This is a genomic window from Neoasaia chiangmaiensis (assembly GCF_002005465.1).
Classification (GTDB): domain Bacteria; phylum Pseudomonadota; class Alphaproteobacteria; order Acetobacterales; family Acetobacteraceae; genus Neoasaia; species Neoasaia chiangmaiensis.
The window spans coordinates 2,398,431-2,420,246 of sequence record NZ_CP014691.1 but is presented as its reverse complement, the minus strand read 5'-3'; the positions used below and the strand labels follow the sequence as shown (position 1 = coordinate 2,420,246).

The 21,816-nt window shown below is 62.0% G+C and carries 18 protein-coding genes and 1 pseudogene; 13 read left to right on the top strand and 6 right to left on the bottom strand.

The features are described 5' to 3' along the window. The first annotated feature begins 1 nt into the window (after position 1). From A0U93_RS11675 to A0U93_RS16845, 4 genes are all read left to right on the top strand, one after another. Entirely contained in the window at positions 2 to 2,461 is a 2,460-nt protein-coding gene (locus A0U93_RS11675; protein WP_077807491.1) for an FtsX-like permease family protein, read from the top strand. A gap of 6 nt (positions 2,462 to 2,467) precedes the next feature. After that, entirely contained in the window at positions 2,468 to 3,865 is a 1,398-nt protein-coding gene (locus tag A0U93_RS11670) for a TolC family outer membrane protein (RefSeq protein WP_077807490.1), read from the top strand. 14 nt (positions 3,866 to 3,879) lie between these two features. Beyond that, a complete protein-coding gene (locus tag A0U93_RS11665; RefSeq protein ID WP_077807489.1) occupies positions 3,880 to 6,318 on the top strand; it encodes an ABC transporter permease in 2,439 nt (812 codons plus the stop codon). A 312-nt stretch (positions 6,319 to 6,630) separates the two neighbouring features. Beyond that, positions 6,631 to 7,245: an IS110 family transposase gene (locus A0U93_RS16845; RefSeq protein WP_077807488.1), complete on the top strand. Its 615-nt coding sequence runs from the start codon at positions 6,631 to 6,633 to the stop codon at positions 7,243 to 7,245. A 39-nt stretch (positions 7,246 to 7,284) separates the two neighbouring features. Here the strand turns inward: A0U93_RS16845 and A0U93_RS16485 are convergent, their stop codons facing one another. The 3 genes from A0U93_RS16485 to A0U93_RS16640 form a co-directional block, all read right to left on the bottom strand. After that, entirely contained in the window at positions 7,285 to 7,428 is a 144-nt protein-coding gene (locus A0U93_RS16485) for a hypothetical protein (protein ID WP_169852753.1), read from the bottom strand. A 283-nt stretch (positions 7,429 to 7,711) separates the two neighbouring features. Beyond that, positions 7,712 to 8,392 carry a DNA cytosine methyltransferase gene (locus A0U93_RS11655; protein ID WP_174807255.1) on the bottom strand — a complete coding sequence of 227 codons (681 nt, stop codon included), beginning with the start codon at positions 8,390 to 8,392 and terminating at the stop codon, positions 7,712 to 7,714. 120 nt (positions 8,393 to 8,512) lie between these two features. After that, positions 8,513 to 8,755 carry a hypothetical protein gene (locus A0U93_RS16640; protein ID WP_174807254.1) on the bottom strand — a complete coding sequence of 81 codons (243 nt, stop codon included), beginning with the start codon at positions 8,753 to 8,755 and terminating at the stop codon, positions 8,513 to 8,515. Here A0U93_RS16640 and A0U93_RS16840 point away from each other — a divergent pair. Continuing rightward, a pseudogene (locus A0U93_RS16840) lies at positions 8,743 to 9,081 on the top strand (transposase); the annotation flags it as partial. The gene A0U93_RS16640 and the pseudogene A0U93_RS16840 overlap by 13 nt on opposite strands. 331 nt (positions 9,082 to 9,412) lie before the next feature. Here the strand turns inward: A0U93_RS16840 and A0U93_RS11645 are convergent. The 3 genes from A0U93_RS11645 to A0U93_RS11635 form a co-directional block, all read right to left on the bottom strand. After that, positions 9,413 to 10,822, bottom strand: coding sequence for an FAD-binding oxidoreductase (locus A0U93_RS11645; RefSeq protein WP_077807486.1), 1,410 nt, complete (start codon positions 10,820 to 10,822; stop codon positions 9,413 to 9,415). A 14-nt stretch (positions 10,823 to 10,836) separates the two neighbouring features. After that, positions 10,837 to 13,176, bottom strand: coding sequence for a TonB-dependent receptor (locus tag A0U93_RS11640; protein ID WP_077808492.1), 2,340 nt, complete (start codon positions 13,174 to 13,176; stop codon positions 10,837 to 10,839). Between the two features lie 213 nt (positions 13,177 to 13,389). Further along, positions 13,390 to 14,307, bottom strand: coding sequence for a LysR family transcriptional regulator (locus A0U93_RS11635; RefSeq protein ID WP_077807485.1), 918 nt, complete (start codon positions 14,305 to 14,307; stop codon positions 13,390 to 13,392). A 130-nt stretch (positions 14,308 to 14,437) separates the two neighbouring features. Between A0U93_RS11635 and A0U93_RS11630 the strand changes: the two genes are divergently transcribed. Genes A0U93_RS11630 through A0U93_RS11595 form a run of 8 tightly spaced genes read left to right on the top strand, consistent with a single transcriptional unit; the run spans position 14,438 to position 21,693 of the window. Next, positions 14,438 to 15,394, top strand: coding sequence for an N-carbamoyl-D-amino-acid hydrolase (locus tag A0U93_RS11630; protein WP_077807484.1), 957 nt, complete (start codon positions 14,438 to 14,440; stop codon positions 15,392 to 15,394). Continuing rightward, on the top strand, positions 15,391 to 16,194 hold the full coding sequence (locus A0U93_RS11625) for an ABC transporter substrate-binding protein (RefSeq protein ID WP_077807483.1): 804 nt from the start codon (positions 15,391 to 15,393) through the stop codon (positions 16,192 to 16,194). Before A0U93_RS11630 ends, A0U93_RS11625 begins: the two co-directional genes overlap by 4 nt. Continuing rightward, complete coding sequence (locus tag A0U93_RS11620; protein ID WP_077807482.1) at positions 16,191 to 17,042, top strand: amino acid ABC transporter permease; 852 nt, start codon at positions 16,191 to 16,193, stop codon at positions 17,040 to 17,042. Before A0U93_RS11625 ends, A0U93_RS11620 begins: the two co-directional genes overlap by 4 nt. After that, entirely contained in the window at positions 17,042 to 17,848 is an 807-nt protein-coding gene (locus A0U93_RS11615) for an amino acid ABC transporter ATP-binding protein (protein ID WP_077807481.1), read from the top strand. The genes A0U93_RS11620 and A0U93_RS11615 overlap by 1 nt, the downstream gene beginning before the upstream one ends. Further along, positions 17,845 to 18,735, top strand: coding sequence for a polysaccharide deacetylase family protein (locus A0U93_RS11610; RefSeq protein WP_077807480.1), 891 nt, complete (start codon positions 17,845 to 17,847; stop codon positions 18,733 to 18,735). Before A0U93_RS11615 ends, A0U93_RS11610 begins: the two co-directional genes overlap by 4 nt. Continuing rightward, positions 18,732 to 20,189: an amidohydrolase family protein gene (locus A0U93_RS11605; protein WP_077807479.1), complete on the top strand. Its 1,458-nt coding sequence runs from the start codon at positions 18,732 to 18,734 to the stop codon at positions 20,187 to 20,189. Before A0U93_RS11610 ends, A0U93_RS11605 begins: the two co-directional genes overlap by 4 nt. After that, positions 20,186 to 21,034 (top strand): ABC transporter substrate-binding protein, encoded by an 849-nt coding sequence (locus A0U93_RS11600; protein ID WP_077807478.1) that lies wholly within the window; start codon positions 20,186 to 20,188, stop codon positions 21,032 to 21,034. Before A0U93_RS11605 ends, A0U93_RS11600 begins: the two co-directional genes overlap by 4 nt. Next, positions 21,031 to 21,693, top strand: a complete 663-nt coding sequence (locus A0U93_RS11595) for an aspartate/glutamate racemase family protein (RefSeq protein WP_077807477.1) — start codon at positions 21,031 to 21,033, stop codon at positions 21,691 to 21,693. The genes A0U93_RS11600 and A0U93_RS11595 overlap by 4 nt, the downstream gene beginning before the upstream one ends. Positions 21,694 to 21,816 lie beyond the last annotated feature (123 nt).

Genomic DNA, 21,816 nt, shown 5'->3' with positions numbered 1-21,816 from the left:
GATGCTGATGACAATCTTTCGCGGCGCCGTCCGGCAGGCGCAGCGTCACCCGCTCTACGTTGGGCTGAACGTACTGGGCCTCGGCCTCGGTATGGCGATTTGCCTCGTTCTCGCGCTGCAGGTCCGCCACGAATATGAGTTCAATGTCTCAATTCCTAACGCCACGAACATTTTGCGCGTCGGACAGCGCCTGTCCAATCCCGGCCTGCCAGTCAGCGAGCACGCGGATGTTCCGTTCATCGCGTTTCCCTTTCTGAAGGTGGACTTTCCGCAGATCCTCGCCGCAACGCGTTACGACAGCGATGTATTCGTCATGCATATGGGCGACAGGCATCTATCAACGAATGGCGCTATGGTCGATCCGACGTTTTTCGAGACGATCCCGTTAAAGCTTGAGCGTGGCGATCCGAAAACTGCGCTTGCTCGCCCAGGCTCTGTGGTTCTCTCGGCGGAGAAAGCGCGGGCCCTTTTCGGTACAACGGCAGCGCTCGGTCGCACAGTGCTGGTGAGCCGAGAGGGTCATCGGCTTGACCTCACAGTGACGGGCGTTCTCGCGCCGCCAGCCCAGCCTGTAACTCTCGCGCCGGATCTGTTGACCGGTATTCCAGCCTATCGTCTCGACGACAGCGCCTATCGTTACTGGGGTGCGAGTTCAGGCTCGATCTTCATCCGCGTTGGAAGTGCCCGAGATCGCGCGGCCATCGCAAGTCGCCTTCGCGACTTCGTCATCGCACATGCCAGCGGTGCGCCAAACGATGACGTGGCATTGGGACGCCACCCGGAGCGACGATTCGCGCTTACGCTCGTAAGCCTGCGTGAGACGCATTTTCACGATCTGGACGTGAACGAAGGCGACGAGGCGACGGATCGGCGTGTCGTGAACATGCTCGGCCTCATCGGTGCCTGCGCCCTGATGCTAGCGACGCTCAACGTCGTCAATCTTGCGACGGCACGGTCTACCCTCCGCGCTCGAGAGGTCGCTGTCCGCAAGGTGCTTGGCGCGACACGGCGCACTTTGTTCGTCCAGTTCATGGGCGAGGCACTCGTAAACGCGATCCTTGGCAGTCTGCTCGGGCTCGCTCTCACCGAGGTCGCACTACCCGGCGTGGCATCGCTGATGGGGAGTACGTTACGAATGGACTACACGTTCGTGCTGCCGTTCCTTGTCGCTGTGGTGCTTGTCACGGGTTTCGCATCCGGCCTGTATCCAGCCCTTCTCCTCTCGCGTTATCCGTCCGCATCGACACTGGCAAGCACACGAATGCCCTCAGGCGGCCGGCACGCCGCGCGCCTGCGCGCCGGCCTCGTCGTCGCGCAATTCTTTCTTGCCGTAACCTTCGCGATCTGCACGCTCGTCATCGACCGGCAGGCAAGATTCCTTCAACAGATCGATCTCGGCTTCGTACAGAGCGGCCTGCTCATCAGCCCCATGATGACGACGCAGGACCTGGGCACTCAGCGGCACGTCCTTGATGCCATGCGCCACGTTCCGGGCGTGACATCCGCGGCTCTCTCGATGCTGGAGCCGAATATTACCAATCACTGGCGTGTCACACTCTCGTCCACGGGCACACATCCAGTCCAGAGACATATCCTCGTTGATACCGTTTCAGACGGCTATTTCGAGACCTATCGACCACGCCTTCTCGCCGGTCGCTGGTTTGATTCCGCGCACGGCGAAGACGAAAGTCCTGGCATTGCGACCCTGGAGCAGGCCGGGAAGAGGACATTCAGTGCCATCCTCAATCGTAGTGCCCTGCAACAGTTCGGCTTTAAGAGCCCTGAGCAGGCGGTGGGACAAATCCTCACGGACGGTCCTGTAAGCGTAAGGATTATCGGCGTCGAGGACGATATGCGCTTCGTCTCGGCGCGCGAAGAGGTTTCGGCGACGCTCACCCTACACACGTCTTCTGCTGCGTTGAGCTATCCCAACCTCTCTGTTCGTTTCTCCCATGTGCCGGAATCCATGATGAAGGCACGGGTCGAGCAGGTGTGGAACGCGACGTTGCCCGAGGAGCCGGGCTATTTCCGCTCGGTGCAGGACCGCATCTCCACCTTCTACCGCTCCGAACGGCGGCAGGGGCGGCTTTACACGATCGCCTCCGTCCTCGCGATCGTCATCGCCTGCATGGGTCTCTACGGTCTTGCTTCTTTCACAGCTCTGCGTCGGACACATGAGATCGGCATCCGTAAAACGCTCGGCGCCACGACGCGCAATGTTCTGGGGCTTATGCTCGGCGATTTCCTGCGCCCGGTCGTCGGTGCCTGTCTCTGCGCGATCCCTCCTGCCTGGGCGCTCATGCGCGCCTGGCTTTCGGTATACCAGCAGCGGATCGCGCTCTCGCCGCTCTATTTCGTCTTCGTCGTGACGATAGCGCTACTGATCGCGGCGTTGACCGTTTTTACCCAGACCCTTCGCGTCGCCCGCGCCAAGCCCGCGCGCGCTCTTCGTGCGGACTGACCGACCATGACCAAACGCTTTCTTCTTCCGCTTCTTGTCGTTCTGCCCGCGACGTCCGCCTCGGCCCAGACCCTGACTCAAGCCCTGGCACTGGCCTATCGAAGCAACCCGACCCTGCTGGGCGAGCAAGCCAATCAGCGTTCTGTGACCGAGAACTCCGCCCAGACCCGTTCCGGCTGGCGCCCGACGGTCTCTGTCAACATGGACGCCAACTATCAACAGGGTCCCTATACGGACGCCTTCGCACTCGGCACCTACACGTCGAACTATGCCGAAGGCTATGTCACAGCCAGGCAGACCCTGTATTCCTTTGGGCATGTCGCCAATCAGGTCCGGGCCGCGGATGCCCGCTCACGGGCGGAGGGTCATGCGCTGCGTCTGACGGAATCGCAGGTTTTTACCAACGCGATTACCGCCTACATGAATGTCTTGCGTGACCGGAACGTTCTGGAGGTTCGACGCGCCGATCTGGATATGCTGACGCGGCAGGTGCAACTGACCACCTCGCGCTACAATCTTGGCGGCCAACCAACCGAGCAGGTTACGCGGACCGATGTGGAGCAGGCGGAAACACGTCGTCGTTCGGCGGAAGTGGCGCTAACGCAGGCGCGGGCAACGCTCGCGGCATCGGAAGCACTGTTTCGCGCGGTGATTGGCGTGGAACCTCAAAACCTAACGATGCCCGATGGACTTCCGGGCATGCCGCCAAGCGTCGGACAAGCGGTGACGGCGGCGATCGCGGCCAATCCCCAGCTTGCCCGGATGCGCGAGACCAAGGACGCGACAGCCGCCGATATCGATACAGCGCGCTCGCAGTGGGGACCGCAAATTCAGGTGCAAGGCACGTTCGGTACAATCGGACCGGCCTCGCCGTTCCGGGGCCGGGAATATGGGGAGCAGCTTGCCGGTACCGTGTCGCTCGTGCAGCCGATCTATAACGGCGACCTTTATAATTCCCAGATCCGGCAGGCGCGCGCGAAGGACGAGCAGGCGCGGCAGAACGTCGAACTTGCCCATCGAACAGCCTTACAAGACGTGGTGACCAACTGGCGTGCCGTGGAAAACGGCCTTCAGGCGATCAGGGCCGGCATGGCCGAGGTGCAATCCGGCGAGACGGCCCTGAAAGGCTACCAGCTCGAATATGGCTATGGCCTGCGCAGCACGACGGACGTGCTGTATGCCGACCAGAATTTGCGCACGGCGCAGGTGGAGCTTGCGGGCAGTCGGCATGACACGATCGTGGCTGAAGCCACGCTTCTGGCCGCGATGGGTCGATTGCAGGCACGCGACCTGCTGCCGGACGAACATCATTACGATGCGGATGCGAACCTGCAGCGCGCCCGCGCGCGCGGCTGGGAGCCATTGCAGGCCCCCATTTCCGCGCTGGACAAGGCTGGTTGGTAGAAGGAAGAGCGCTCATGTTCACGGGTCTTGCAACGTCGATCTACCGGACACTCTCGCGGCACAAACTCTACACCGTTCTCAACCTGTTCGGGCTGGCGCTGGGCATCGCCGTCTTTCTGACGATGGCGCTCATCGTTCGCTATGAATATGGCTATGACGCCGATATTCCCCACGCAGCACAGATCTATCAGGTGGACGAACTCGCGCATGTTGCCGGTCACGCACCGCAGGAGAATAGTACCGTCAGTTTCGTCTCGTTTCCGTTTTTGAAAGTGGACTTCCCGGAGATCGCCGCCAGCATCCGTGTCCTGCAGGAGCCTCTCGTCGTGCGTGTGGGGAATACGGTGGCATGCGAGCAGGTCACGTTCACAGATCGGTCCTTCTTTTCCGTGTTCGATCTGCCGCTCGTCGCCGGCAACAAAGGCACGGCGCTCAACGGTCCCGGCAAGGTGGTAATCTCGGCTGCCGAAGCGCGCAAATATTTTGGCACGACCGCCGCGCTGGGGCGGAAGCTCCAGATCGACAATGAACGAAACGAAGCCGTCGTCACGGGCGTACTCGCCGATCCGCCAACCAATCGCTCGATGGCGTTCGATATCATCGGCGTTACACCAACAAGCTGGTTCACTAAACCGCCCTTCACGAACTGGGGCTCAGAATGGGGAACGATGTGGGTGCGGATCAACAATCCGCAAGCCGCCCTGCGCGTCAATCATGGGCTTGCCGGTTATGCCGCGCGCCATCCAGGCAATTGGACGGCTGACACGATCCGCGAGGCTTTTGGCGACGGCGGCCTCGAACTGGTGCCGCTGCGTGCCGTGCATTTCCATTCCGCCGCGATCGGCGACGGCGGCAATAATCGGACACTCGTCGACATTCTCGGTTTCGTGGGAATTGCTGCGCTGACAGCGGCACTCATCAATTATATCAATCTCGCGACTGCCCGATCCGTGTTGCGTGCGAGGGATATCGCCATGCGCAAGGTTCTGGGCGCGACCCGCTTCGCACTGGCCATGCAACTGATCGTCGAGGCAGTCGTCCTGGTCGCTCTTGCCGGCCTCGCGGGGCTGGCTCTGACGGAACTCTCCTTACACTGGGTGAATGAATGGGGCGGCTGGCGGCTTGGTTTCGACTTGGTTTTCATGTTGCCCATCACCCTCGTTATCGTGCTGCTCACCGGAGTTTTAGCGGGGGGTTATCCCGCATTGGTGCTGTCGGCGTACCAACCGGCGCCAGTGCTCGCTGCAAGCAAGACGCCGGCGGGGGGACGTATCGAAAGCCTGCTGCGCTCGGTGCTGGTGGTTTTGCAGTTCAGCTTCGCCATCACGCTGGCGATTTGTACGCTCGTGATGACGCAGCAGGCGTCGCATGTACGCCGTTTGGACCGGGGCATGAATTCGGGCGGCTTGATTCTGATCCCGTCATTGGCCGACGCGACCTTGCAGAACCGCCAGAGCGAGATCATGCGGCGATTGGCGGCGGTTCCCGGCGTTACGATTGCGACCCGGTCCGACGTCGTGCCGCACAACCTCGTTGACGGCTTCGACTGGCGGCGTCCCGGACACGCGGATAAGCACGAATTACGCTGGGGCAAGGCGACAGAGGGATATTTTGAAGCCATCGGCGCCCATGTGATCGCGGGGCGCCTGTTCGACAGGGCGCATGGTCAGGATTATACGCCCGACCCGATGGTGGCCGGAAATGGAACAAGCGTCGTTATTTCCCGTTTTACGGTGGAGCGTCTCGGGTTTGCTTCCCCTCAGGCGGCGGTGGGACAGGAAGTTCAGGAGGCGGCTCAAGACAGCTCTGCACAGGTTTATCGTATCATCGGCGTGGTCGACGATATTCGGTTTCGGAGCGCGCGCAGCCCTATGGCGCCTCTGCTCTATTATGGGACGAACGGGCCGATTTCTTATGTCTGGGGCATCGTTCGCTACAGCGGTGCATCCGAGCAGGTGGAGATCGCCCGCCTGCGTGCCGCATGGGAGGAAATTGCGCCGAATGTCGCATTCACGGCCCGCACCGCGAACGACGTTTTCGCGGAAGATTACCGAACCGACGCAAGTCATGGCGCGCTGTTTGGCCTCGGATCGGCCATTGCCATCGGCATTGCCTGTCTCGGTCTATATGGACTTTCCACCTTCACGGCGACACGCCGAATGCAGGAGATCGGTATTCGTAAAGTCTTGGGCGCGCGTACGCAGGATATTCTCATGCTTCTGATCGGACAGTTCCTGCGTCCCGTTCTGATCGCCACTTTCCTCGCATGGCCGCTCGCATGGGTCTTGATGCGTGCTTGGCTTTCCGGCTTCGATGAACGAATCGGCTTGACGCCGCTTCCTTTCGTCGCAGTCACACTGATCGCAGTCGGCATTGCGGCCGTCACGATCCTCGGCCAGACCGCTCGCGCAGCATCCCAGCCGCCTGCTGCGGCTCTTAACCGAACCGGGTAATGACGAGTGCTTACGCTACTGAACGTCGGATCAGGAAAACCGTCGCACGCACATGAAAGAGTTATGGAAATAAGTAACATGGCTCTGCGCACGAATGGCTGCTTCCTAGAGCCTTTTGCCGAAACCGGACAGACAGCTTCCCCCCCTGTCTGTTGGTGATGTGAGAGAGTGGGCAGCGGAAGGGAGCCCGTCCCCCCCCCCCCCCGAGGGTCTGGAGCCCGTTTGGGAGCATGGGCCCCTTCCGCCTTTGCTCAACCCTGAACAGTTGCTTGGGACTTCCGATCCCGCACGACATGGACAGGAACCTTCACCATGCCACAGCCAGTCATCGGTTGCGATCTTTCGCGCGCCTTCCTCGATCTCTGCGCCCTTCCTTCCGGCAGGATGCTGCGCATTCCCAATACGCGTGACGCCATCGCCGAATGGACCGAAACGCTCACGCCCGACAACCTCGTCGTTTTCGAAGCCACCAGCGGCTGCGACGGCGCTCTCATCGCCGCCCTGACCGAACGCGCGCATCCGTTCTCGCGCGTCAATCCGCGTCAGGCGCGCGAGTTCGCCCGCGCGACCGGCGTTCTGGCCAAAACCGACCGCGTTGACGCCCGCGTGCTGGCCCAGATGGGCGCAGCCCTGGATTTGCCTGTCACCCGGCCCATCAGTCCGGCCCGTGCGACATTGGCCGATTTCCTACGTCGCCGCAGGCAGTTGGTCGACATGCGCAAGGCCGAGAAGTTGCGTCGTCACAGTGCAGGCCATGACGACATCGCCGAGCAGATCAACACCATGATCGCGTTGCTCTCGACCCAGATCAGCGCGATCGACCAGCGCATCAAAGCCATGATCGCCAAGGACATGCTGCCGCGCGACGGTCCCGGCATGGATCAGGGAACCAGACATGGCATATTTCTTTCGGGGCAGATGATGTGACGACATGGGCGTCCGACGCCGGTCGGGGCGTCCTCCGGGTCAGCCTTGCAAGGCAGGCGGGTTGCTCGACGGTTGTGTCGACGCATGGCGCGAGGTGCCGCGTCCCGACGTCCGACTGCTCTCTTCCGCGCGCCCTTTCTTCATGTATCGGGTGTTGCGGCCTAACCCTCGTTTGTCTGACATGGTGGACACTCCTTCTGAATGTTTTCCCGTCTGCTCATTCCGGCGATCTGTCGGTTTGCCGTTCCGGGTGCGGTCGACGGGAAGCGTCCTCAGGCGGCGGGCGCACGCCCTCGGCCCGGTCTTGGCGCGGAAGCCGCTTGCGGCTTCACGGGACCGGGACGACCGAAGGCTTGGGGCTTGCGTGCGACGACGGACGCTTCAGACCGCGCAAACCCGGACCGGCAAATTGGCCCAGTCGCTTTTTCGACCTGTTTGCGGCCGCTCTCCGCGTGCCGCATGCGGTTCAGAGATCGACAGAAGGCTGGGCGACGCTTGCGGCGATCGCGATCGGCTGCACCCAGATCGGTTCGGCGCTGAGCATGAAGCTTTCGCCGCTCCAGGCCGCGAGCAGCGTGCGTCCCATCGTTTCGGCAATCGCCCGGGCAGCGTTCGGTGGAACGGCATTGCCGATCCTCTCGCGCCAGGCGGCGTCGTTCAGACCGTCGAGCTCGGCCTGCTCTTCCGGGTCGAACAGGGACTGCAAGGCCGCCAGCTCGGCGGTGGTGAAGGGACGATGCCACGTTCCGTCGAGGGAACGAATGACCGCGACCAGTTTGTCGGCTGACGCCGGAAGCCGGGTTCGCGGATCGGCAACAGCCCAGCGGCCGTTGTCGTGGCCGGCCGCCGCACTCACCGCGCCCGTGCTGTCGGTCCACGACACCACGCCGTAGTGTCCGGCGGTCAGGTAAGCGTCACCCTTGCCGCGTGACAGATTGGGTCGCGGATCGGCAACGCACTGTCCAGTGCCATGTGCGCCGGTGATGCAGCGCGCGACATCGCTCCAGGGCACGATACGATACTCGTTCGACTGTTTGGCTGGAACGGGATGACGGGGATCGGCAACCGCGTGCGGACCGCCTCCGACCAGCATCTTGCCGGTCACGACAGGTGCCGGATCGTGCCACCGCCGGACGCCATGCTGCACAGATCGGTCGTGTCCGTCGATCCGGGGGTCAGCGACACTGAACGCCCCATTTGTCGGGCTCGACCGACCGGCCACGACACCGACGGCTTCATGCCACGGGACGACACCCAGCGGCCCGCTTCACCAGCCCTGGTCGGCCATAAGAGCGTAGTCGCGCAGCACGCCATTTTCTACGGCGAGACGCTGCAGCGAGCGCCAGTCTTTTCCGGCCTCGACAAACGCCAGCCTTACCCATGTCTGCCACTGGAGAAGCGGAACCCGATGCATCGGACCGGCGAGGGGATCGCCGGGCAGACGCATGCGGCCCAGGACGTCGTCGACGCCGCCCAGGGTGCGTTTCGGCGGCTCCCATACGCGTGGCAAGCCAGCCGCGCGTGGATGATCGATGAGTGATCAGCGGCATCATTCAGATCCTGTTGTCCGGCGCGCGATGCAAGGATGCGCCGGCCGCGTATGGCCCGCGCAAGACGCTCTACAATCGGTTTCAGCGCTAGCCTGCGAAAAGAGCGTCTGGGCGCGCCTGTTCGAGGCGCTGGCGCAGAACGGTGGAGCGTCTGCCCAACTTCTGATCGACAGCTACGCCGTAAAGGCCCATCGCCGCACTTCTGGCAGAACGAAACCAGCCCACCGATCGATCGCGCGGCGGGCGCACGACCAGGATTCACGCGCTGACGGATGCCGCCTGCCGAAGGCACCGGAAACATCTGGATGAGCTACCATCAACATGCATTTTCAAACAGGCTTTTCCAGCGCCCAGAGTGGATGAAAAGCCGCGCCGCCCGCCACCACGGCCCCAGTTCGACGGGGACGCTCTGCCATTTCTCGTCATTCTTATGACGCCAGAAAGTCGCTGCTACCTTACGCCGAAGATCATGCGGCGGTGTCTTGCCCCGTGAGCGAACAGCCTCAATCAGTGCCTCCGAGATCGCCATGTTTCATCGATGAAACTACCTATTCCGGCACTTTTTTCCATCTCTACGATACAGGAACAATTTCAAGCGCTAACAACGCCCAAAACCTCTAGATTTCTGCAGGCAACGTCTTGCCGGGGTTGAGAATGCCGTTCGGATCAAGCGCAGTCTTGATTTTCCGCATAACGTCCAGCGCAACCCTGTTCTTGTGCCGGGCCATGGAGGGCAACTTCGACAGACCTATTCCATGCTCGGCCGAGAACGTTCCGCCCATTTCGACCGCCAGTGCGTCGATCGCGGCCCGGAAAGCGGCCTCTATGGCGGGGTCGTCGCAAGACGGCCAAACCGTATAATGGATATTTCCGTCACCCAGGTGTGCCACCGCGATATCGTCGAAACCAGCATCAATTTCAGCCATGCGCTGCGGAATGGCCTCAAGATAATCCGCGACACGATCGACAGGAACAGCAATATCCGTATCGACAACTGGATGTCGGTGAAAGGCAACTTCCGCTGCCGCCTCTCGAAGTGCCCACATATCTCGCTGCTGCCCGTTGTTCTGCGCCACGACCGCGTCGCTCACATCGCCGGTTTCCATGGCTTCCTCCAGACCTGTTTCCAGCAGGCTTCCAAGATCCATTTCGCGCGTTGTGGACATTTCGACAAGGATAGTGGCCGGATAGATCGTCTCAAGAAAGCAGCGTGCTCCCTGAACGTGACCTTGAACCTTTTCCATATAGGATCGGGACATGAATTCGAATGCGGTGACAGCACCGCCCGAGGCGTCCTGCAACCTGTTCAGCAGCGCCGGCGCGCGCGACAGATCTTGCATGCCCAGAATCGCCGTCACCTGCTCACCGGCGCGCGGATGCAACCGCAGGACTGCTGCGGTAATGATCCCCAGCTGCCCCTCCGACCCGATCAGGAGATCACGAAGATCGAAACCAGAGTTGTCTTTTTTCAGCGTTGTCATTAGGTCCAGCACCTGCCCGTCTGGCAGAACGACCTCAAGACCGAGACACAGATCGCGCGCATTTCCGTAACGCAGGACGTTGGCGCCACCCGCATTTGTGGAGAGCACACCACCAATCAATGACGATCCGGCAGCCCCAAAGGACAGGGGAAAGGTCAGGCCATACTGCCCGACGGCATCGTCAAGCGCCGAGACGATCACGCCGGCTTCCACCACCGCAACGCGCGCCTGCGGCCTGATCTCGCGAATACGTCGCATACGATCGACCGATATGATGATGGCATCGCGACCGATGGCACCACCATTCAGACTTGTGTTCCCTGACACCGGCACGAGCGGAATCCGGAAAGTATTAGCTAACCGCACAATGGCGGAGACCTCATCCCGGCTGTCTGGCCGCACGACCGCAATGGGCATTGCACGATAGGCACCAGTCCAGTCGGTAGACCACCGCTCGGCAGCCTGCCCGACGAGAACATGCTCTACCCCGACAATCGCCTGCAAGGCCGAGAGAGCGTTGCAGGACTGGTCTTGCTCCGCCGTCATGACGCGACCGCTCCTCAGAAACCGGCGCTGATCGAAGCAACGGCCGCAAATCCGCCACCTACGTAATAGGTCGGTTCGCTACCGGACAGGCTGGTTCCATAGATGCCGCGCGTCGTCTTGGCGTTCGGCGTCACACCGTATGCGCCGGAGAGGTACTTCTCGTTACCGACATTGATCAGGTTGAGCTGCACCTGGGGATGCTTCGCCGGCCCCAGATTCCTGAACCGATACCCGAGCGTTATGTTTCCGGTTTCGTAGGACGGCATCTTCTGGTCGTTCATGAACGTGGTGTATTGCGACCCTACATAGGTGAGCGCGAAGTTGCCGAACATCGTGCCATCATCATAGGACAGACCGACCGATCCGGTAAATTTCGGACTCTGAGTTGCGGTTTTCCCCTTTGTCGGCAACAGGTCGCCGCTGATCTGAAAGTTGTTGTCGATTGTTGCGTGCAGATACTGTGCAGAGACATAGGGACTGAAATGATGCCATGGGCGCAGGCCGATTTCGCCCTGCACGCCGTGTGACGTCTGCCCACCCGCGTTGAGAGAAAACGTCTCGGGCGTTCCGTTTACGAGAGCACTGCTCGCGACCTGCCGGTTCGTGAAGTTATAATTGAAGAAAGCCGCCGAGAAATTGACGAATCCATCGTACCGATATCCCAGTTCCTCGGCAATCGAGTATTCCGGCTTCAGATTCGAAGCATGCGTGCTCGACATCTTGCCTGTCGCGACGCTGTAGATGTCGACATAGGAATTGATCGAAGCCGGCTCGCGAAACGCCGTAGTGCCGTTGATATAGATCTGGTCGTGCGGCGTCAGCCGGAAACTCGCCGAGACCTGTGGCAGGGGAATAGCGTCGTTTGCCGTCACGGCATAGGTTGTTCCCGGCACGCCGCTTGTCGCGCTACGCGAGACCATCACTTCCTTGAAGCCCGCGTTCAGCGTCAGGCGGTCTTTGAAAAGCTTTAGCGTGTCGCTGATGAACAACGCGTTGATCTGCTGGATGATATGCCCGTCGAACGACCGCAGGATAGCGCCGCTCGCGGTGCGGACCGGCGCGTGGCCATAGGCATTCTGCACGTTTCCGTTGGCGTCCGCGACCGCATAGGACGTGGCCTCGTTATGATCGAAATAATCGTACCAGTAGCCCGCCTGGAGCGTGTTGTGGCCCTTTTTCCAGGTGATGTACGCGTTCTGACCGGCAGAAAATTGCGTATATGGATCAACGTTCTCAACAGTCGTCTTCCCATCCTGGCTATAAGGAAGACCCAGTTGACCGGCTGACGAGTTTCCATAATGGGACGTGCTGTCATTCAACACCGAGGCACCATTGATGATGCCATGATTATACATGAAATAGGGTGTTATGGACAGCGTCAGATCGCGCGCGAGGGTGAACTCTGACGGTGCGGCGAGCATGACCGTCTGACGGCGATAGAAATGGAACTTCTGATAGAGGGTGTTACTGAAATGGTAGTTTCCGGAATAATTATAGGAGTCCTTCGACTGGTTCCACTGCGCCAGCGTCGGATTGGTAAACAGATCCGCCTTTACCAGATTCCATGCAACGAACGGAGCAATCCTGTTGCCGACACCCCACTCCTTAACGAACCGGCTGTCCACGTGATCGCGCGTCTGACCGCCGACACCACGCCAGTTATCGTTACCGCTATGCGAAAATGACGTATAACCCTTGATACCGGATTTTCCGATATATCCCGTATCGATCCGCATGAATTCGCGATTGACGGCTTTTGTTCCCCCGGCGAAATCGAGCAGCCCGCCAAAATGATCGGAAGGGCTGCGCAGACCCGCGTTGATCTGACCACCTACGGAATTGTAGACAGGAGCGCTGATATCGGGCGATCCTTGCGCAACATCCACAAATCCAAGATTTTCTGTGTCAGCCCACTCCGACGTAAACGGGCTGTAGTAAAGGCGATCGCCCACAGGCATGCCTTCGAAAGTCGTCCCGATCTCCGTCTGGTTCAGACCCCGGATCGAAACGTTCATACGGTCCGACGTGCCCAAAGGATCGGATCCGGCCACGATCACGCCCGGCATGGCCTTGAGCAGGGTCAGCGCATTCGTCGTCGGAGACTGCTTGGCGATAAAGTCCCGCGTGACACCACTGATGCTCTTTGCAGCAGTCTGATGCGGCATGAGGCCGCCGCCGGGTGTCGTGTTCGTAACGCCATTTGCGGAACTGATACCCTTGCGCACGGTGATTTTTTCTTCACGATTCTGCAACGGGCTCACCACGTCTTCGGCATGGGCCGCAACGCCAGCCTGAGCCAAAACGATGCAGGTCGTGCCAAGCAGTATGAAACGTTGGCGGCTGCGTTGCCTCATGAACAATATCCCTGCGATCAGATGGAGCTTCAATCTCGGATCGCAGCATAAGCGAAGCATTGCGCGTTCATCTCGTACTAACTTCGCAACGATCTATCGGTTTTCCGACAGCACCATCACCGGAATTTATAGTCTAGCTGAAAATGCAGAAAACCCGAGCCCCAGCCCTGTCACGGGGTTCGGAAGTTCCCCGCCGCTGCTGCAGACGACGGTTCAGACGTCTGCCTGGCCCGACGCGATGGAAGCCGACGGCACATTTGCGACCGCATCGCGCACACGCGCCAGAAAGAAGCGCGCAAGCCGTGAAAGCGAACGATTTTCCGACCATATCGCATAGGCGCCAACCGGAATAGCCGGGCGAAAGGGGCGAACGGCAACCTTAAACCGTCCGGAAAATGCCGTCAGGGAGTCCACGACCGCCAGGCCGGCGTGCGCTTCGGCAAGGGCGCATGCGGTGTTTCCATACCGGACTTCAGCCGAGAAATTGAATTCCTCGCGTTCAGCCTCGAACGCCGCCCGCGTCGCTTCGCCAAGTCGCGTTCCCCGCTCAAGCGCGATGAACCGGTAGTCACGCAAGTCCCGCGGCCCGAGCTGCGCACGTGCGCTAAGCGGATGCCCGGGCGGCATGACGCAGACCATGTCGCAGTGACACAGAAGCTCGGACTGGATGCCCGGCTTGCCACCGAATGCCAAGATGAATCCGAGTTCGGCGTTGTGACTTTCGATGCCGTTCATGACCCCTTCGTAACGACGGACGTCGAAATAGGTCCGGATTTTCGGCCGTGCCTGCTGGGTCTCCTGAATGGCGGAGGTGATGATGCCGTAACCGATCGGCGGCGTCGCAACGAGGCGCAGCTGTCCGGCCCTGCTGTCGCGCAGATCCCTGATCCGGCGCTCCAGCTTGTCGTGCAGATCGAAGATGGCTTCAGCATCCTCGGCGAGGATGGTCGCCTCCGGCGTCGGGTAGAGACGGTTATTGACGCGCTGGAACAGAGCGAACCCGGCCTGCTCCTCCATCGTTTTGATGGCATTGCTGATTGCCGGCTGGGACAGCCCCACAACCCGGGCAGCCGCCACCGTCGTATTGTGACGGATGATCGCGCGAAGGATCTCGATTTGGCGCAGATTCATCTATAACCGATTTGAATATAGGGGGCGTATATGTGATTGCAGTGATAATTGAAGAAAGCGGAACAGAATGGCAATGATTTTCTAGCCTTCCATCAGGGTCGCTGGCCCTCCCCGTCGAGATGATGAACAGATGAGTCGCATAATCCGCATCGCCGCGGCCCAGATGGGTCCCACACAGCGCGCCGATCACCGCGCCCACACGCTCGAACGCATGATCCGGCTGCTCGATGAGGCCGCAGCCCAAGGCGCGACCCTGGTGGTGTTTCCGGAGCTGGCGTTCACGACGTTCTTTCCACGCTGGCTTCTGGATGACAACGAACTGCAGCCCTATTACGAACCGTCCATGCCGAATCCGGACGTGCAGCCACTCTTTGATCGTGCACGGGAGCTCGGGGTGGGATTTAGCGTGGGGTATGCAGAACGGACGCCGGAAGGGCAGCGGTACAATTCCAGCATCGTCGTGACGCCAGATGGCACCATTCTCGGCAAATACCGCAAGGTGCATCTCCCCGGCTCGGTCGAGCCCCGTGCCGGCGCACAATATCAGCAACTGGAAAAACGCTATTTCGAATACGGCGAACTCGGCTTTCCCGTGTTTCGCGCCGGGCCGGTCTGGCAGGACGCGCTGCTCGGCATGCTGATCTGCAATGATCGCCGCTGGCCGGAAGCATGGCGCACGCTGGCGCTGCAGGGCATGGAACTGCTCTGCGTCGGCTATAATTCAGCGGCCTACGACCCTAACGGAGGTGAAAGCGAGAGCGCAGAGCTGCGCACTTTCCATGCCCAGCTCGTCGCGCAGGCGAATGCCTACATGAACGCCTGCTGGGCGGTCGCCGTCGCAAAGGCCGGTGACGAGGACGGCTCGGGCCTGATCGGCGGCACCTGTATCGTGGACCCCAACGGGCTTATCGTCGCCGGGACGCGCACCCTTGCAGATGAGGTCATCGTCGCGGACTGTGATCTGGATCTCTGTCAGCAGGGCAAGAGCAAGATGTTCAATTTCGCGGCTCACAGACGCCCGGAACACTACCGGCGCATCACGGGGCAGACTGGCGTCATCCTGCCGGAAGACGAATCACCCGCATGACAGGAGCGATACGCAGCCTTCTTTTCGGCATGGCGCTCTTCGCCGGTGCCGGATGGCCTGCCGCGATGGCGGCGCAGGCCCTGCGTATCGCAGTCAATCCGATCTACCCTCCCCTGGAATTCCGCGACCCCGTCACGGATACCTTGACGGGCTTCGATATTGATTTCGGTCGTGCTCTCGCCGCGCGCATGGGCATGACGGCGAAATGGGAGGAGACGTCGTTTCCGCAGATGATCCCCTCCGTGCAGAGCGGTCGGACGGACCTCATCATCAGTGGGTTTTCCGATCTTCCGAAACGCCGCGCGCTGCTGGACTTCGTTCCCTATCTGCAGTCCGGGGCGCAGGTACTCGTCCTGAAGGCCGATCCGGTCGTGCGGGCCGAAGACCTGTGCGGCCGCCCCATCGCCGCCAGCCGGGCCACCTCGTTTCCCGCCATCATCCGGGCATGGAGCCAGATGCACTGCGCGCGCGCAGGTCGCCCCGACATGATCTTCTACCCCTCCGAAAGCGGCGCGGATGCACGTATCCAGCTGCTGCAGGGACGCGTCGCGGCAATGGTGCAGGGCCGCGAAACGGTAGGCTATTTCATCGACATCACACATCATGCGTTCCGACGCCTCGGCCCGCCGCTATCCGACATGACGCTTGCCATCGCCCTGCCCAAGGGCGCCGCCGGGCTGCAGGCCTCGCTGCGCATGGCATTCGCAAGCCTAAGGGCCGATGGCACCTACGCTCGCCTGCTCAGGCGATGGGCTCTTGATCAGGACGCCATCACACCCTCAGACGGACACCAGCCATGACCCAGCCCGTCAGCCGCCTTACGACCGCCGATGCCGGGCACTGCCTCCAGCTGCCTAAGGGACGCCGCACAAGCTGGGGTCATATCGCAACCGGCGTCGCGCTCGTGCTGGTGCTCGCGTGGATCGTCCATGCCTTCGCAGTGGGACAGATCGCCTGGGCCTATGTCGCGCAGTTCCTGTTCGTGCCGTCCATCCTGCGCGGTGTCGGCGCGACCCTGCTGATGGCGATCTGCGCCATGGCCGTGGGAATGGCGGTCGGCCTGGTCCTGGCCTTGGGGCGCGTATCGCAGCCCAGGCTGCCGCGGATCGTCTCGGGCCTCTATGTCTGGCTGTTCCGGGGCGTGCCGGTGATCCTGCAACTGCTGATCTGGTTCAATCTGGCGCTGATCTTTCCTCGTATCGCGCTGCCGGGCATGGGCACGTACCGGACCGTGGATCTGATGACCCCGTTCCTGTCCGCCCTGCTCGGGCTCGGGCTCAATCAGGCGGCCTATATTGCGGAGATCTTCCGCGCAGGCTTCCTGAGCGTCGATTCCGGGCAGTATGAGGCGGCATCCGCCATTGGCATGACGCGTCTCATGGCGATGCGGCGCATCATCGTCCCGCAGGCATTCCGGACCGTAATCCCACCGCTCGGCAACGAGTTCATCAGCATGATCAAGCTCACGTCGCTCGCCAGCGTGATCCAGTATCCGGAAGTGCTGCACAATGCCGAAACCATCTACTACGCGAACACGCGCGTCATCGAACTCCTGATCGTCGCGGGGTTCTGGTACCTGCTGGCCGTGACCGTCCTAGCGCCACTCCAGCATCTCCTCGAACGTCGTTTTGCGACAGGAGCGCGCTGATGACCGAACCTGCGATCTGGCTGCGTGACGTACACAAGGCCTTTGGCGCCAGTCCGGTCCTCAAGGGGATCTCGCTCGATATCCCGCCCGGAGAGGTCGTCTGCGTCCTCGGAAGCTCGGGCTCCGGCAAGACGACCCTGCTGCGCTGCATCGCGCAGCTCGAAACGCCCGAGCGCGGCCTGATTGTCATGAACGGCGAACTGCTTGGCCAGCAGGAACATCGCGGTCGTCTCGTGCCGCGCAGCCCCCGGGACATCGCACGCCATCGGCTGCAGGCGGGCATGGTGTTCCAGCGCTTCAACCTGTTCGCGCACATGACGGCCCTGCAAAACGTGATCGAAGGGCCGACACGGGTCCAGAAACGCCCTGTCGCGGATGTGCGGGCAGAAGCGCTGGACCTGCTGCGACAGGTCGGCATGGAGCATCGCACGGGCCACTACCCGTCCCAACTCTCCGGCGGCCAGCAGCAGCGCGTCGCCATTGCCCGCGCGCTGGCGCTGCACCCCTCCGTCATGCTGTTCGACGAACCGACCAGCGCACTCGATCCGGAATCGGTCAGCGACGTACTCGCCGTCATGAAGACCGTCGCCGCCAGCGGGGTGACGATGCTGGTGGTCACGCATGAACTCGCGTTCGCACGTGAGGTCGCCGACCGCATCCTGTTCATGGACGGGGGCACCATCGTCGAAGACGCACCCGCCGAGACCTTTTTCGATCATCCGCGACACGAGCGGACAAAAGCTTTTCTCTCGGCCGTACCCGGCCATCGGCCGCGCACCGACGCATTCCAGGAGACCACACAATGATCCGCAGCTACGACGATGTTCCGGTCCGTCCGTCGAACATGGCTGGCCCCGCCCCGGAATTTCCATGGCCGCAGGGGCTGCGGGCCGCGATGATGCTGTCATTCGACATCGACGCCGAGAGCGCGATCACCTCGAAGGATCCCGCCCACGCGGACAAGCTCGTCTCCATGTCCTATGGCGGATACGAGGCGCGCGTCGGCCTGCCAAAGGTGCTCGAGCTGCTGCGGGAACTGGAACTGAAAGCGACGTTCTTCACCACCGGCTGGGCTGCGGACGCCTATCCGGGCATGGTCGAATCCGTCCTGAGGGACGGGCATGAAATCGGCCATCACGGTTATCATCATCTGCTTCCTGATCCGGGCGCCCCGCATATCGAAAGCGAACTCGCCCGCGGGTTCGAGGCGCTCGCCCGCTTCGGCGTACGCCCGGTCGGCTATCGCGCCCCTTACGGGGAAAGCTGCGACGAACTGCGCACCGCCCTTAAGCGCGAAGGCATGCTCTATTCCAGCAGCTGGCGCGACGACGTACGCCCCTACCGTCAGGTCCTGCCGAACGGTGCGGCCGGCGTGATCGAGATACCGCCCACCTCCAGCTATGACGACTGGATGCACGGCATGAGCACGCGTTTTGGCGCGCGGCCGATCTTTCCGAAAGAGCACGTTCTGTCGATGTGGCGCGACGAACTCGACGAAACGCGGGCCTGGGGCGCCATGGTGACGACCGTGCTGCACCCGCTTGTCAGCGGGCGTCCGATGCGCCTGCGCCTGCTGCGCCATTTTCTGCAGTATGCAATCGAATGTCGCGATGTCTGGATCACAACCGGCGAGCAGATCGCCCGGCACTTCGAGACCTGCGAGCAGGAGCACGCCGCAGGAGCCCGCACATGAACGGCCGCCCTGTACGCATCAGCAGCCTGAAGACGGCCGTGCTGTGGGATACGGTAGCCGGCGGTCACTGCTATGCGCACGATATCGACCTGATCCTGCAGGGCGGTCGTCTCGTCTTCGCGGGACCGGCCGGGCGGATGCCCGACGAATTTGCAGCACTGCCGGTGGACGTCGACGGCCGCACCCTGCTTGCCATGCCCGGACTGGTCAACATCCACTCCCATCCGGCGACCGAGCCGATGAGCCGCGGCATGTTCGACGAGCTGGGATCGCCCGGCCTGTTCTACTCGTCTCTCTACGAATACATGCCGGTTTTCCGGGCCGATGCGGCCAGCAAGCCCGATTGCGCGCGGGTAGCCTACAGCGAGATGCTCCTGTCGGGCGTGACGACGGTCGTGGATCTTTCGACGCCGTGGGACGGCTGGCTGGATATCGCGGCCGAAAGCGGACTGCGCGTCTGTCTCGGGCCGATGTTCCGCTCCGCCGCATGGAAAACCACGAACGGCTTCACCGTCGATTATACGTGGGCCGAGGACGGCGGACGCCGTGCGATGGACGAGGCGCTGGACATCGTCGATACCGCGGCGCGCCATGGCTCGGATCGCCTGTCGGGCATGGTCGTGCCCGCGCAGGTCGATACCTGTTCACCGGAAATCCTGAAGGCTTCGTTCGACGCCGCCACCCGCCGTGACGTGCCGTGGCAGACCCATGCCGCGCAGTCGATCGTGGAGTTTCAGGAAATCACCCGCCGGCACGGCACGACACCGATCCAGTGGCTCGACGGGCTGGGCGTGCTCGACCGTCGCAGCATCATCGGGCATGGCATCTTCCTCGACGATCACCCGTCCACGCCATGGCATACCAAACGGGATCTCGCCATTCTCGCCGAACGCAATGCCGCCATCGCGCACTGCCCGACGGTGTTCGCGCGCCGCGGTTATGTCCTGCGTGATTTCGGGCGCTACGCCCGCGCGGGCGTACGACTCGGCATCGGCACCGACACCTACCCGCACACCATTCTCGATGATCTGCGGCTTGCGGCCTATCTCGGACGGGTGCAGGAACAGACACCGCAGGCCGTCTCGGCCCGCGATGTATTCGATGCCGCAACCCATGTCGGCGCCTCGCTGCTCGGCCGGAACGATATCGGGCGCCTGACCGTAGGCGGCCGCGCGGATCTGGTGCTCGTCGATCTCGACCATCCAATGATGCGCCCATCCATTGATCCCGTCCGGTCGCTGATCTTCTCCTGCGACGACCGGGCCATCGCCTCCGTCTATGTCGGCGGGCGCAAGATCGTGGAAAACGGCCGCGTGCTGACGATGGATTATGAAGGCGCGACGGCCCGTCTGGTGCGGGAGCAGGCACGAATTATAGGTTCGGTCTCGCAGCGAGACCGACTGGGACGTTCCGTAGGCGAACTTGTCCCTGCTACTTATCCCACATCCCCATGACGGGACGGCGGATCCGGTCATGGCGGGTGATGACGCTTCTGGCGTTGGTGCTGGCCCGGGTGCCGGCCTGTGCATCGGACGCAACACCCGTTACGGTCGGGCTGTATCCGAGCTATCCGCCACTGGACATGCGCGATCCCCGGACCGACGAGTTGCAAGGCTTCGACGTCGATCTCGGCCAAATGCTTGCCCGTCGCATGGGACGTACGCCGCGGATTGTCGAAACATCGTTCGCCCAGCTCATTCCGTCTCTACTGACCGGACGCATCGCGATGTTTTTCAACGGCATGATGGACACGCCCGCGCGACGCAACAGCATCGCGTTCGTGGATTACCTCCAGTCCGGCCTGCAGTTCATAATACTCGCCAGCGACGATCACGCGCCCCGTACACCGGCGGACCTGTGCGGGCGGATGGTCGGAGCCAGCCGCATCACGTCCGAGCCGGCCAGCCTGATCGCATGGAGCGATCAGAACTGCGTCCGTGAGCACAGGCCCCCCGTGCGGCTTTTCGCCACCGAGAACTCGGCCGATGCCCGACTGCAACTGCGCGAGGGACGTGTCGTCGCCGTGCTGCAGGACAGTCTGACCGCGCCATGGACGGCTCACGCGACCGGCGGCCTGTTCCTTCTGCTGGGGGACCCGTTTGACATGACACCGCTCGGGATCGGCCTGCCGAAAGATGACGTTGCGCTGGCCTGCCGGACCGCGACCGCACTCGCGGCGCTCCAGACGGATGGCACCTATGCAGCCCTGATCCGCAAGTGGCAGCTGCCGCCCAGCAGCGCCATTACCACCGCCCGACCCAAAGACTGCCCCCTCCCGACGGACTGTGACCGCCCATGAACAATGAACGCATCCTCGTCATCAATCCGAACTCATCCGCACGGGTCACCGCGGCCATCGATACGGCGCTCGATCCCGTGCGGGCACGCAGCCCGTTCACGATCGATGTCATGGACATTCCCGAGGCTCCGCCGGGCGTTACGTTGCAGACCGACGCGGACACGGTCGCACCGCTGGTACAGGCGGCCATCGCCGATCACCGGGCCTCGGCATATGCCATCGCATGCTTCAGCGACCCCGGCGTGCACGGCGCGCGCGAGCGCACGCCCACCATCCCTCTGCGCGGCATCGGCGAAAGCGCGATCCTGCACGCGCTGACCCGGGGTGATCGCTTCGGCATCGTGGCGCTGTCCCACGCATCCGTGCTGAGGCAGCGCCGCCTCGTGCGCATGATGGGAACATGCGAGCGCTATTCCGGCAGTTTTCCGGTCGAAACCACAGCCGAAGGTGCGACGGACGGCACGCTGCTGGCCCGCATGAGCGATGCCGCCCGGCGTCTGGTCGCGAACGGCGCGGATGTCGTCATTCTCGGCTGCGCGGGCATGGCCCATTTTCAGAATGAGATCGAACGGAGTTGCGGCCGACCGGTCATCGAGCCGACAAAGGCCGCCGTCGCGCTCCTGATCGGCGACCTGATGCTTGGCCCCGTGCGGCCCTGAGAGACTGCCTGAAAATATATGCTGACGATTTGTTTTCCGGGTGCCTCCGATACTTTGCAGCAGGTTTTCTCAGGTTCGCGGCGTTCCGCCACCCGAAAATCTGACCCGCAAGCACTCCCTGAT

What these genes read in the sequence shown, in the direction of transcription:
- A0U93_RS11675 (WP_077807491.1), top strand. Translation starts at nt 2, where the DNA reads ATGCTGATGACAATCTTTCGCGGCGCCGTCCGGCAGGCGCAGCGTCAC.
- A0U93_RS11670 (WP_077807490.1), top strand. Translation starts at nt 2,468, where the DNA reads ATGACCAAACGCTTTCTTCTTCCGCTTCTTGTCGTTCTGCCCGCGACG.
- A0U93_RS11665 (WP_077807489.1), top strand. Translation starts at nt 3,880, where the DNA reads ATGTTCACGGGTCTTGCAACGTCGATCTACCGGACACTCTCGCGGCAC.
- A0U93_RS16845 (WP_077807488.1), top strand. Translation starts at nt 6,631, where the DNA reads ATGCCACAGCCAGTCATCGGTTGCGATCTTTCGCGCGCCTTCCTCGAT.
- A0U93_RS16485 (WP_169852753.1), bottom strand. Translation starts at nt 7,428, where the DNA reads ATGTCAGACAAACGAGGGTTAGGCCGCAACACCCGATACATGAAGAAA.
- A0U93_RS11645 (WP_077807486.1), bottom strand. Translation starts at nt 10,822, where the DNA reads ATGACGGCGGAGCAAGACCAGTCCTGCAACGCTCTCTCGGCCTTGCAG.
- A0U93_RS11640 (WP_077808492.1), bottom strand. Translation starts at nt 13,176, where the DNA reads ATGAGGCAACGCAGCCGCCAACGTTTCATACTGCTTGGCACGACCTGC.
- A0U93_RS11635 (WP_077807485.1), bottom strand. Translation starts at nt 14,307, where the DNA reads ATGAATCTGCGCCAAATCGAGATCCTTCGCGCGATCATCCGTCACAAT.
- A0U93_RS11630 (WP_077807484.1), top strand. Translation starts at nt 14,438, where the DNA reads ATGAGTCGCATAATCCGCATCGCCGCGGCCCAGATGGGTCCCACACAG.
- A0U93_RS11625 (WP_077807483.1), top strand. Translation starts at nt 15,391, where the DNA reads ATGACAGGAGCGATACGCAGCCTTCTTTTCGGCATGGCGCTCTTCGCC.
- A0U93_RS11620 (WP_077807482.1), top strand. Translation starts at nt 16,191, where the DNA reads ATGACCCAGCCCGTCAGCCGCCTTACGACCGCCGATGCCGGGCACTGC.
- A0U93_RS11615 (WP_077807481.1), top strand. Translation starts at nt 17,042, where the DNA reads ATGACCGAACCTGCGATCTGGCTGCGTGACGTACACAAGGCCTTTGGC.
- A0U93_RS11610 (WP_077807480.1), top strand. Translation starts at nt 17,845, where the DNA reads ATGATCCGCAGCTACGACGATGTTCCGGTCCGTCCGTCGAACATGGCT.
- A0U93_RS11605 (WP_077807479.1), top strand. Translation starts at nt 18,732, where the DNA reads ATGAACGGCCGCCCTGTACGCATCAGCAGCCTGAAGACGGCCGTGCTG.
- A0U93_RS11600 (WP_077807478.1), top strand. Translation starts at nt 20,186, where the DNA reads ATGACGGGACGGCGGATCCGGTCATGGCGGGTGATGACGCTTCTGGCG.
- A0U93_RS11595 (WP_077807477.1), top strand. Translation starts at nt 21,031, where the DNA reads ATGAACAATGAACGCATCCTCGTCATCAATCCGAACTCATCCGCACGG.